At 38.7% G+C, this 12,612-nt stretch carries 7 protein-coding genes; 3 read left to right on the top strand and 4 right to left on the bottom strand.

Annotated elements, in window-relative coordinates; genetic code table 11:
- Nucleotides 1-404: 404 nt before the first annotated feature.
- A complete protein-coding gene (locus tag ABXH34_RS01710; RefSeq protein WP_353570123.1) occupies nucleotides 405-1,151 on the top strand; it encodes a Crp/Fnr family transcriptional regulator in 747 nt (248 codons plus the stop codon).
- 3 nt (nucleotides 1,152-1,154) lie between these two features.
- Nucleotides 1,155-1,637, top strand: a complete 483-nt coding sequence (locus tag ABXH34_RS01705; protein WP_353570122.1) for a thioesterase family protein — start codon at nucleotides 1,155-1,157, stop codon at nucleotides 1,635-1,637.
- Between the two features lie 50 nt (nucleotides 1,638-1,687).
- Here the strand turns inward: ABXH34_RS01705 and ABXH34_RS01700 are convergent, their stop codons facing one another.
- On the bottom strand, nucleotides 1,688-3,337 hold the full coding sequence (locus ABXH34_RS01700) for an SUMF1/EgtB/PvdO family nonheme iron enzyme (RefSeq protein ID WP_353570121.1): 1,650 nt from the start codon (nucleotides 3,335-3,337) through the stop codon (nucleotides 1,688-1,690).
- Between the two features lie 261 nt (nucleotides 3,338-3,598).
- Nucleotides 3,599-4,414 (bottom strand): carbon-nitrogen hydrolase family protein, encoded by an 816-nt coding sequence (locus ABXH34_RS01695; RefSeq protein ID WP_353570120.1) that lies wholly within the window; start codon nucleotides 4,412-4,414, stop codon nucleotides 3,599-3,601.
- A gap of 410 nt (nucleotides 4,415-4,824) precedes the next feature.
- Here ABXH34_RS01695 and ABXH34_RS01690 point away from each other — a divergent pair, with 410 nt between their 5' ends.
- Nucleotides 4,825-6,438 (top strand): TolC family protein, encoded by a 1,614-nt coding sequence (locus tag ABXH34_RS01690; RefSeq protein ID WP_353570119.1) that lies wholly within the window; start codon nucleotides 4,825-4,827, stop codon nucleotides 6,436-6,438.
- Between the two features lie 75 nt (nucleotides 6,439-6,513).
- Here the strand turns inward: ABXH34_RS01690 and ABXH34_RS01685 are convergent, their stop codons facing one another.
- Together ABXH34_RS01685 and ABXH34_RS01680 are read right to left on the bottom strand one after the other, a co-directional pair.
- Nucleotides 6,514-7,962: a UDP-N-acetylmuramoyl-L-alanyl-D-glutamate--2,6-diaminopimelate ligase gene (locus tag ABXH34_RS01685; protein WP_353570118.1), complete on the bottom strand. Its 1,449-nt coding sequence runs from the start codon at nucleotides 7,960-7,962 to the stop codon at nucleotides 6,514-6,516.
- Nucleotides 7,940-12,565: a PAS domain S-box protein gene (locus tag ABXH34_RS01680; protein WP_353570117.1), complete on the bottom strand. Its 4,626-nt coding sequence runs from the start codon at nucleotides 12,563-12,565 to the stop codon at nucleotides 7,940-7,942. The genes ABXH34_RS01685 and ABXH34_RS01680 overlap by 23 nt, the downstream gene beginning before the upstream one ends.
- Between the last annotated feature and the right edge of the window lie 47 nt (nucleotides 12,566-12,612).

Here is a 12,612-nt window from a genome sequence, read left to right as displayed (position 1 = left end):
GAGTGAAATATAGCTTCAGATTACGTTTGAGATTATTAAGAACTGAAGGTATTGTTCCTGACATACCAAGTAAAAATCAATAGTATTTTTTATAGATTCTGAGGATAGGGAGTTATTCTTAATGGTTGCGTGTCCTGAGATGCAACACCTCATACCCACTTTCCCTTCACGGAATTTTAAATTTTTGATAATTTGAGTTATTTGCATATTTTCCCCTATTATTGAGGCAAGCCTAAAAAGCAAAAATAATAGTTTTATTTTGAAATGAAAATGCTGTTCCCATATCTATTTACCTCATGATTTAGTCCATTCAATGAAATTAGTCTTCATTTTCCTTCAAAAAAGCCACAAATACATTTACAATGGACTTATTAACTTAAGTTAAAGCCGTTTATCCTAAATCCATGAGAAAAGCAACCACATTGACCTCTTGTTCAGTTTGCCCTGTGCGCCAGTTGAACATCTTTAAGCAGCTCCCTAGTGAACTCGTAGACGCGATTGAGAATTATCGTACAGAACAAGTCACTTTACCTGCCAAGACTTTTTTATACAAACAAGGTGAAGAACATAGTAATACCTATACTTTATTTTCTGGCTGGGTCATGCTGTATAAGACATTAGATAATGGTAGCCGCCAAATTTTGCGCTATGCTTTACCTGGTGATTTCCTAAGCTTTCAAGCTGATTTAAATAGCCCAATCAATCATTCTGCACAAGTATTAACTGAGTGCAGCTTCTGTGTATTTCCACGCAAAAGCATTCTACAAATGTTTGAGCATCATCCTGAATTAGCTTCGCAAATTGCGTGGATTACAGCGCGTGACATGAGTCTTAGTCATGAATATTTGGTTAATATTGGGCGTAAAAATGCTAAAGAACGCATGGCTTATCTATTTTTAGATTTATATCATCGTCTCTGTACCCAAGTGGAATATCAAGAAAATACGATTCCCTTCCCCATGACCCAAGAAGATATTGCTGATACGATAGGCCTGACTTTAGTGCATGTAAATCGAACTCTGCGCAGTTTGCGTGAAGAAGGTTTAGTTAAATTAGCCCATCATCAATTGACTATTTTGGATTACGCCACTTTAGCCTCACTTGCGGGTTTTACTCGTCCACTCAACGCGCAACCTCAGCCTTTATTGTAAATAATGACCGACTTAAATCAAACTAAAGAACAAGAGTTAGACCAATTGCTGAATCGTTTATTAGGTGCATTTGAAGAAAAAATGCCGTTTAATAAATTATTGGGGATCAAAATTGAAAGTCTCCATTTACAAGAAGTCCGATTACGGATCAATATGCGTGAAGAATTGGTTGGAAATTTTGTACATGGGATTTTGCATGGCGGCGTGATTGCGTCAGTATTGGATGTCGCAGGAGGAATGATTGCAATTGCTAATGCGTTCAGTACTAAAAAACAATTGACTGAAGCAGAGCGGATGCAAGGCATTGATAAATCAGGCACAATTGATATGAGAATCGATTATTTACGCCCAGGGCGCGGGAAGTATTTCATTGCTACCGCTCAAGTATTGCGAAGCGGTAGAAAAGTATCCGTGACACGAATGGAATTGCATAATGATAAGAACTTATTAATTGCAGTGGGGACAGGAAGTTATATTGTAGGATAGAACCGATTCATGTTTCTCAAATCGAAATAACACAAATCGGCCAACATAGTTTAATTTCCCAAACGTACCACCCTAAAGCCTAAAGTATCCATACGGGTTCTTGGGCTATAGTTATGGCGTTTAGTCATACGCAAACTATTTTCATAGGTACGGTAAGAGCTGCCGCGCACAATCCGTCGTGAGCAATCGCCTCCTTCCCATATTTGTCCATGCGATGGTGTCCCTCGGTAGCTAGGACGAAAACATGTTGTTGTCCATTCCATTACATTACCAATCGAATCATGTAAACCAAAATTATTGCTTGGAAAACTACCTACAGGCGCAGTCTGCTTTGCATCCCATTGACTACCACAAACGGCACAATTGGCTTTATTGTTCCCTAAACCACTACCCCACCAGTAAAAGGTATTCACACCCGCAGTAGCAGCATATTCCCATTCACGTTCACTAGGAAGACGATAAGTTTTACCTGTTTGTTCAGCCAGCCATTTGGTGTAATCCACAGCATCATGCCAACTGATATTAATCACAGGACGTTTACCACGTCCCCAACCTTTATCACTAGGTAATTTACGGTTAGTGTTAGCCGCAAATGCATCGTACTCATCAAAGGTCACTTCATAACGACTGATAGAAAAACTTTGCAAACTCACTTCAGTTTGAGGCCGTTCATCTTGGTAGGGTAAAGAACTTTTAACCCCGAGTAAAAAACTACCTTCAGGTAATTTAAGCATGGTTGGGCCAAATCCCCCACGTTTTAAATTGTCCCGAAATACAGCCAATGGCTTCACACGAGGCTTAGGCAATTGTTTAGGCTTATTTGATTCAGGTTGAGATTGTTCGGCTGTTCGAATGTTATTGGGTGATACTAGCGGATTTTGGATCGCAGCGGGTTGCTTCAAATCACCCAACAAACTATCAAAAATCGGTGTAGTAAACGCGAGTACAGCAACAACCGCCACCAATACTAAGGTTGCACCTGCACCAATTAAAATACTGATAATGCCGCCTGTACCTGAACGACGAGCATTACTTAATGTTTTATCCCGATCAAATTGCTGCTGGCGTTCCATCATTGCCCGAGCACTGTCACGTTGTAAACGGAGCAATTCTGAATCTTTTTGCGCTTGAGCTTTTGCAGAATCCAATTCTTTTTTCAGCCGCAAATGCTCATCTTCTTTTTGCTTAATCCGACGTGCTAGCTCTTGCTGTAATTTTTCGTCACTGTCTCTACGCTCTTGGGCAGACTTTTCTGCTTGGTTTTTTAAGCGCGACAATTCACGTTTAGCTCTAGCTAATTGGTCAATTTGCTCACGGGTTTTACGTTGAGCCGCCTCAATGCGACCGATTCTCGATTCAAGCTCAATCTTTTCTGCTTCAGCATGGCGCAACTCTTCCTCAGAAGCCACAGGCGTAGTGCCAACACTCGCCTCTGCTGCAGATGTGAGTCTTTTCTTAGGGGCAACTTTTTTATGCGTGGCAGGCTTGCGTGCCTCCTTACTGCTTTGCTCTCTATCTCTTGCTTGTAATTTGGTAATGGCTGTTTGTAATGCGCTAATTTGCGAAACAAGTTTTTCCGCTTCAGTTGCTTTGTGCGCAGCCTCTTCGGTACTGTTTGCACTCTTTGCTTCTGCTTGCAGCTTGTTATATCGCTTAATTAATTTCTGCGCTTCAGCTTTAGCCTGAACTATTGAAGACACAATGCTATCTCACAATGACTTTCTTGGACTACAGGATAACCTATAATGAATACCATATTTTCACATAAATAATATCGGTTTAAAAATCTTTCTAATGAATACCGTAAAAAAATATTGTTATGCGAACTGGCGATGTTTAATTGTTTATTATTATTTATTTTAAGTACGACCCTAGCCACATTACGTTATATACAGATAAAACTTCAAAAATCAAGTTCATCACCGTATCGTGCTTGTTCATCAGAATTATATTCAATATCATCAACTTATAATCCGCTGATGTTGACGAGCAGGAAACCTTTGATGTAATGAGGTTAAATGTTGAATATCAACATCTGCACAAACCACGCCTGCACCTTGTTTTAAACGAGTCACTACACTACCCCAAGGGTCTACAATCATGCTATCCCCATAGGTTTCTCGTCCATTGACATGGTAGCCACCTTGGTCAGCTGCAATCACGTAACACAAATTTTCAATCGCACGTGCTCGAAGCAATATTTCCCAGTGGGCTTTACCTGTTGTTGCTGTAAATGCCGCAGGTATCACTATTAACTGTACATTTTCTGCCAACATACTTCTAAATAATTCAGGAAAACGTAAATCATAACAAACGGCTAATCCTAGTTTTCCAAAAGGTGTATCTACAACAACAATATTTTGTCCTGCTTCAATGGTACTCGACTCTTGATAGTGCTCTTGTTGTCCCACTAATACATCAAATAAATGCATTTTATCATAACGTGCTACACACTGCCCTGCATTATCAAATAATAAACAAGCAGCATACACTTTATTCTCATTTTGACTATTAATTGCAACTGTACCACCAACAATCCAAATATCATGTAATTTTGCTTGTTGAGACAAAAATGTTTGAATCTCGCCTTGTCCCATAGGTTCTTTAATATCGAGCATATCAGCTTGATGTTTGCCCATTTGAGCAAAATTCTCTGGCAATACGGCAAGTTTCGCGCCCATTTTAGCCGCAGTGTGGATAAGTTGAGCCGCTTCGCGTAAGTTCGCAGAAACATTACAGCCAGAAGCCATTTGTATAGTTGCAATACGGTGCATCATGAAATACTTATTAGGTTGAGTGTCAGAAATATAACAATAGTAGAATATCTGCCGCCTACATCGTAAGGTGACTATATACGCTTACAGACTGCCAATATCCAGCTAATATACCAATTATTTTTAATCAAGCAGATAAGATTATACGCTAAGAAATAACAGCACTTATTCAACAAGCTTGGTCATTACTGTTATTATTTTCAATTTTGCCACTTTAATGCTTTATAATACAGAGATGCGGATTATTTAACTCATCACGCAATTTAATCAGGATAGATTTCTGCAATATCATGCTATTTTGGATTGAAAAATCAATAGTTCTGGTATAGGGTAGGGACAAAATCTAATAAACCATGAATATCATAATTTAACTCGCTAAACACTCATAAATAACCCCAATGGAGACCAGACTCATGCACTGGAAAACAAGCAAGTGGCAAGTCGCTGTCAGCGCGCTCTTGTTATTACCCACACTTGGTATAGCAGAATCAAAAACTCAGCTATCTGGGGACTCTCTCAGCTTAATGGACGCGGCGCAAATCACCATTGAAAACTCGCCCAAGATACTATTACAAACGCTTACGGTAGACACTGCTAAAGCAGGTGAACAAATCCAAGCTGGGTCATTTGATTGGACCACTTATGCCACAATTGGTGGTGGTCAAGAACGTATCCCTCGTTTTGAAAAACCACATCAAAAGGAAGTACCAACAGGGGCACGTTTAGACCACAATTTATTTAAAGCCACTGCGGGTATTTCTAGATTATTCAGAAATGGTATGGTCTCTAATTTTTCAGTCAATATGGTGAAAACAGACCCTTATTTGACTGATCTAAACCCTGCAATAAACTTTGATAATGCGAGAACAATTAATAGTACTACGGTCAAATTTACTCTAAAAGTCCCATTCTTAAAAGGAGCAGGTGCGGTATCTGCAAATGCAAATGAGAAAGCAGCCCAGCTAAATAGGGAAGCAGCTGAGCATACATTCGAATATTTTGTGACTAGTACACTATTGAGCACGGTGCAAGCTTATTGGAATTACAAAGCAGCTCAGGTGAACTTAAAAGTACAAACAGATTCAAAAGAGCGTGTAACTAAAATTATCAACCGGGTAGAAGATGTGGTTGCTAAGCAAAGTGAACCAAGTAAATATGAGCCTGATTTACAGCGTTTACATGCTTACTTATCTGATAAAAAACGTAACTTATCTGCTGCTGAAGATTTATTAAATAGTAACCGTAATGCCTTAGCAACCAGCTTGGGTATTCCAGCGGCACAAGCAAGGAAAATTGGTTTTGCTGAAGAAAAATTCACGGACAATTGGGTTGATGTTGCAAAGCGTTTTGATAAACAGTTTATGCAAGATTATTTATCTGGTTTAGCCCTACAAAATCGTTTAGATTTAAAAGCAGCTGAGTTAAAACATGAAGCCAATGCAGCTAAACTGGGGAAAGCCCGTAAAGATTTATTGCCTTCCGTGGATTTAAATTTAACTGCAGCATCACATGGGCTTGAATTTGGTAGTGATGCAGATGCTTATTTTAGTTCCTTACATGAGAGAACTGAAGGGTTTGATGCCACTGCTTATTTATCTTTTAAATATCCATTAGGCAATAATCGCGCAAAAGGTAGTTTGTTAGCAGCTAAAACAGGGCATCAGCGTAGTTTGATTTCTTTGAATGAATTGAAACGTAAAATCAATATTCAGTTGAATACCTCAGTGAGTTCTTTGGAACGTTCATTACAACAAGTTGAAGATGCCAAACAATCTGCTGATTTGTATAAAAAATCGTTCTTAGGTTTTAAAGGTTCGATTACGGACGATTTAAAAACCAATGTGGTATTCCAAATTATGGATACTGAAACCAAATTAATTGATGCACAAGCCGATTATGTTTCAGCTTTATTTAGTTTAGCCAATACGATTGCAAGCTTGCGTTTTCAAACAGGTACGTTAGTGAATGCAAATGCTAATGTTCAGCAAATTTCATTACAAGATGTAACAACATTACCTGAATTATAATATTTATATTTTATAAAATCAGGGCTGTCCGTTCTTAAAGCGTTGGCAGTCCTGAAATACTCCTTTCATCTCGCTTTACGCGGTACTTTTTGCAAAAGATTTCCTCACTTCATCCGCATCACTAAAATATAAAAAATCATCGCCCACTTGCTGATAATCCTCATGTCCTTTGCCTGCAATAAGCACAATATCTTGAGTTTGAGCTTGTTTAATCGCAGTTTGAATCGCTTCAGCACGGTTAGGAATCACTTGTAAATCATCATCGGGTAACTGACAACCATTTAAAATATCATCAATAATGGCTTGCGATATTTCATGACGTGGATTATCGTCTGTCGCAATCACTTTATCTGCAAATTGTTGCGCAATCTGTCCCATTTGTGGCCGTTTGCCTTTATCCCTATCACCACCACAACCAAACACGCAGTGCAATTGCCCAGCACAATGCTGACGACTGGCTTGTAATACTTTTTCCAACGCATCAGGCGTATGTGCATAATCAATAATGATAGTGGGTTGTTGCGCTTGAATAACACATTGCATTCTGCCTGCAACCGCTTGTAATTTTTCTATTTTAGCTAAAACCTGATCCAAAGCCAGACCTTGATTTAACACCACAGCCAAGGCCGCAAGCACATTGCTAATATTAAACCGCCCAAATAAATTTAACTCAATATCGCCATCACCCCAAGGTGTTTTAATTTGTAAACCATAACCTTGTTGATGCTGCTGTAAAATTTTCGCATAAATATCAGCTTGAGTATTTTCAAGACTATAAGTCAAACACTGCACATCTTTGGCTAAATGCTGTTGAATGGTATTGCTTAAGCTATCATCTTGATTGATTATGGCTGTTTTTAAACCATCCCATTGAAACAACTTTAATTTAGCAGCTTGATATGCTTGCATGGTTTGATGATAATCTAAATGATCGCGGCTTAAATTGGTAAAAACGGCGGTATCAAACTCAATTCCATTCACCCGTCCTTGTACCAGCGCATGGGAAGACACTTCCATCACAACTTGTTGAATCGCTTGCTGTTGAAATCCCGCAAATAAAGCCTGCAATCGAATCGCATCAGGTGTGGTGTGTTGGCCTGCTTGCAATTGCCCATATACTCCATAACCCAAAGTCCCTAATAAACCACAAGGCTGTGACAATAATTGTGCAATATAATGTGAAACAGAGGTTTTGCCATTCGTCCCTGTAATCCCTGTGACCTGCATCGATTGGCTGGGATAGCGATAAAAACGGCCAGCAATCAATCCTAATTTTTGGCTTAAATTGGGCACATCGACATGACAAATATCATTGGCAATATAGGTTTTATATTCGGCCGCTTCACGTAAAATTGCCACCGCGCCTTTTTCAATTGCGATTGGAATAAAACGCTCACCATGCACCTGAGTCCCTGCCAAAGCAAAAAACACCGCTCCCGCCTCAACTTGTCGACTGTCTAAAACCAAACTCGTGATATTTGGGTCAGAAGCTAAATCAAGCTCAAGTAGTTGGCTGAGTTTCATCGGTTTGCACATCCTCGTGTTGATTCAAAATCGGCAAATGAATATGAAATGTTGTACCTTGTCCAAGTGTGGATTCAACATCAACTTGGCCATCATGTTTTTGAATGATTTTCTTCACAATATCCAAGCCCAGTCCACTGCCTTCGCCCGGTGGTTTGGTGGTGAAAAATGGCGCAAAAATTTTGTCTATAATCTCTTCAGGAATACCGTGTCCTGTGTCGGAAATGGATACTTTGAGCTGATTTTGATATTCCTGTTCCACATAAATATTTAATATGCCTTTATATTCCATGGCTTGTAAGGCATTGTGAATCAAGTTAGTCCAAATTTGGTTTAATTCATCAGGATAGCACCAGATTTTTGGCAAATCATCTGCATAATGACGATTGATTTCAGTGTCACGCTTCAACTGGTTTTGATACAAAGTTAATACGGTCTCAATACCTTCTACAATATTGGATTCAATTTTCTCACCACTATGGTCGTAACGCGCATAAGTCTTTAATGCAAATACAACTTTAGAGGCTCTATCCGATGCGGTGGCAATGGTTTTAGCACTGGTTTTGAGTTGAGTTAATTGAGACAGCTTAATCAATATCGATTGTGAATCAGCAGTTTGTAATATTGGAAGGAATGGCGCAACCTCTTCGTGAATGCCAATATCCAGTAAATAATCAGCGACTGAAACCGCGTCATCAATATTGTGCTCTTCTAATTGTTGACTAAGATAACGACGAATTTTACGTTTTTCCCGAGTGGTTAAAATTGGGATGTCACGCGAGGCGATTTTCAACATTTCAAAGAATAAGTCTTGCTGCTGTGACTGGGATAAATCATGGAAAAAGGCTGGCAAAGTAATCAGATTTTGATCTAAAAACTCAATAATATTTTGCACCGAAGACTGAATTGCACCGAGCGGCGTATTCACTTCATGCGCGACACCTGCGACTAATTGACCTAATGCCGCCATTTTTTCAGATAAAATAAGCTCTTGTTGCGTGGTTTGCAATTGTTGCAATGCTTGAGCTAAATCCTCATTTTTCTTCTGTAATGCCGCCTCAGTTTGTTTGCGCTGGGTAATGTCTTCTTTAATCGCCAAGAAATGAGTCATCTCACCAGCTATGCTACGGATAGGCGTAATCGTCACTGATTCCCAATAAATTTCATCATTCTTACGTTTGTTGGCTAATTCACCATGCCACACTTTGCCTTGATTCTTAATCACATCCCACATATCTTGGTAAATCGCTTCAGTTTGCACCCCTGATTTTAGAACCCGAGGGTTATTACCCACCGCCTCATGATAAGAATAGCCTGTTGATTTTTCAAAAGCGGGGTTAACAAATTCAATGTTACCCTCTAAATCAGTAATCACAATGGTGCTGGCACTTTGTTCAATCGCGGTGGATAATTTGCGTAATTCCTCTTCGGCTTGTAGACGCTCCCGAATATCCCTTGCAATCGCAACAAACCGCCGTCGACCTTCATCAATTTGAATATGCTGCAATGACACTTCAAATGGAATCCAATGCCCTTCCTTATGTTGATAAAAACGTTGTACGGTTAATGCGGCTAAATCGCCGTGTAATAATGGTTCAATCAGTTGTTGGAATTCATCCAATTCGGTTGCAGGTTCTAAATCTATCGGGGTCATTTGCCAAAATTCTTCTTCCTCATAACCTAATTGGCGAATCGCGCCTTGATTGGCATAAATGAAACTGAGCGTGTCACTTTCAAACATCAATACGCAATCCAGTGTCATATCGAGCGTAGTTTTAAACTGATCTAACTCGTAAACTGCTTGCTGTAATTTAGCTTCACTTTGAACAATGGTTTGTTCAGCATGTTTTTGTTCGGTTAAATCGATGTGTGTACCAACAAAGCGGTAAGGTTTATCCTCATCCCAAACCGCAAGGCCACGGGTTAAAATCCACATATAATGCCCATCTTTATGCAATAGGCGTAAAGTAACTTCATAATGCTCAATTTGTTTAGATAAATATTGCTCAACTTGATGCTGAACCATTTCTACATCATTAGGATGGACTCGATCATAAAATTCTTGTGGTGAATCAGTAATTTCATCGTCTTCATAACCCAACATTTGCTTCCAACGTTGGCTTAAATAAACCGTGTCTTCATTTAAATCCCAATCCCATAAACCATCATTAGCCCCTAACATGGCCAGCTCAAAGCGTTCCTCATTATGTTGTAATTTTTCTTCAACTTGTTTTTGAGCCGTAATATCAAGCAAAATGCCATTAAATACAATTTCGTGACTGGTTTCTGTGGGACGTGCAATGCCTTTGAACCATTTAACCACGTTGCCTTCTAGTAACAAACGCCCTTCATATTCCCATTCTATAATCTGATGAACTGCTTCTTGCAAGCTGGCTTCAAACTTTAAGCTGTCTTCTGGATGGACTGGGAAAATCCGCCAATTCTGTTGAAATGCGGCTTGGTTAATGCCATATAATTCTTGGCAACGCGGGCTAACGTAATATAAGCCAGAGTCACCATTTTTACGTTGATACCATTGGAAAATGATACCGGGAATGTTCTCAGCTAAATCTTGCAAACGTAGCTCTAGTGACTGGATTAATTTCTGTTCTGCATCATGTAAAATGGCTTCTGTGCGTTTGCGTTGGGTAATATCGCGAATCACACCGACAAATTTGCGTTGATTATTAATAACTAGCTCATTCACAGCCAGTTCTAATGGAAACAACGTACCATCTTTGCGTAAACCTTCAGCTTCGCGGATTGTGCCAATAATGTGTTTTTCACCCGTATCGCAATAAGTTTGCAAATATTCATCATGACGACTTTTATACGGCTCAGGCATCAATAATTTGATATTCTGTCCTAATATTTCTGTTTCAGAATAGCCGAAAATTTCACTGAGGCGCGGATTCATCATTTCAATCAATCCTTTCTCATCAATTGTCATAATGCCGTCGGGCGCAGTTTCAACAATGGCTCGAATATGTGCTTCACTACTTTGTAAGGCAGAATCGCTGTGGATACGTTGCTGATAGTTTTTGTAAGCTTCGATGATACTGGCACAAGTCGCAAGAATCGGTTGTAAGTAATCAATCAGTTCATCAGAATAACCTATTGGATTATTAGCCAATCCGATAACACCAATCAGTTGTGAACCTCGATAAACGGGCAACCCAAGAAAGGTGTTAACAGGAGGATGACCTTCTGGAATACCTGTACTACGCGGATCAACCATAGGTTCATTGGATATAACAATATTGCCTGTCAATGCGACTTGACCAAATAAATTATCTAAATGATGAAATTCCAGCCCTTCTTCTGTTTCTAGTTTTGCATATAAATTTTGGCTTTCTTCATTCCAAGCAATATTAGTTACCGCAATCAGTCTTAAATAAGGTGAACCATCTTTTTTGTATAATGTTTCTGCAATAAAGCCGTATTCACTGAACGTCAACGCCAGCAATTGATCTAGTAGGTGATCAAAAGCAACCAGCGAATCCATATTGACGATGAATTTAGATTGAACATCCATGATACCATCGAGTAAAACGGTGCGTTCACGGACTCGTTGTTCTAAATCTGTATTGGCTTTTTGTAATTTTTCATGATGTTCTTGGATAATTTTTCTACTGCGGTGTAATTCATAAATAAACATCACCAACACAAAAATAATAAATGAAATAATAATTGTTTGCCAATAAAAACGTATGATCAGATCATGGAATTCATTATCTGTGGTGTAAGATATTAAATAGGCAGTAAAATCACCTGCCACATTTTTAATAGGCAAAAAGGTAATGACATAATTCTTTTTATTGAGTTGTATTGTTTTAACAAATTCATTTCCATTATGTAATAAGCCTTCAACTTCAGGGCGTAGTAATTTATTAATTTCCAGAAAAGCCGCTTCATCAATAAAATGGCTATTTTCTAGCTTATCTCTAAAACCTCTTGCATACTCTCTATCTAGTAAATAATTAAAACTTAAACGGCTTTGGATATAGTTGCTTTGCTCTGATTCATGTACTTTATGCAGCACCACATCTTTATCTAAAATAAAGTGATATAGCAGTGGTTGAATACTTTCCATTTCTGCACTAATGGCTTGGAAAGAGGCACTGGTTTCAACACTTCCAATATGTTTACTATCGTCAAATAAAGGATAAATATAGCGGAATGCGTGAAAAATAGAGCCTTCTTCAAAACCTTGGACAGGAATTTTTTGTAAATTAGCCAATTGTAGAGAATAACGAATAGGAAATAAATTATCACCATATCGACCGGGGCGATGGAAACGCAAAAAGCTTTCGCCATTAGGAAGATGAAAATCTAATTGTCTTAGGCCACGTTGCTTTAAACGTCGATAGCTATCTTTGAGTTTATCGTAAAGTTGTTCTCGAATTTGCTTTTGAATTTGAGTGTCTGCATCATGGGCTTGGGTAAAAATATCGATCACGTCTGGCCGATTAATCAACTCATTGAAAATAGTTTGAGCCACCAATCCATAGGAATTAACCACAACTTGGTAAGTAGTTGTAAGCTTGTTAATATGCATTTCTTCAAGTTTATGTTTTTGGAGTTGATAATTATAATGCAACATATAAATTATCAACATTTCCAATACAATACAAGAGATTAGGTAGTATT

The organism is Candidatus Albibeggiatoa sp. nov. BB20 (assembly GCA_016744725.1).
Classification (GTDB): Bacteria; Pseudomonadota; Gammaproteobacteria; order Beggiatoales; family Beggiatoaceae; genus Albibeggiatoa.
This window is presented reverse-complemented; position numbering and strand designations above follow the sequence as displayed.

Bases quoted from the DNA above. Each gene is read 5' to 3' on its own strand.
- ABXH34_RS01705 (WP_353570122.1), top strand. From the start codon at position 1,155: ATGACCGACTTAAATCAAACTAAAGAACAAGAGTTAGACCAATTGCTG.
- ABXH34_RS01695 (WP_353570120.1), bottom strand. From the start codon at position 4,414: ATGATGCACCGTATTGCAACTATACAAATGGCTTCTGGCTGTAATGTT.
- ABXH34_RS01690 (WP_353570119.1), top strand. From the start codon at position 4,825: ATGCACTGGAAAACAAGCAAGTGGCAAGTCGCTGTCAGCGCGCTCTTG.
- ABXH34_RS01680 (WP_353570117.1), bottom strand. From the start codon at position 12,565: ATGTTGCATTATAATTATCAACTCCAAAAACATAAACTTGAAGAAATG.
- ABXH34_RS01710 (WP_353570123.1), top strand. From the start codon at position 405: ATGAGAAAAGCAACCACATTGACCTCTTGTTCAGTTTGCCCTGTGCGC.
- ABXH34_RS01685 (WP_353570118.1), bottom strand. From the start codon at position 7,962: ATGAAACTCAGCCAACTACTTGAGCTTGATTTAGCTTCTGACCCAAAT.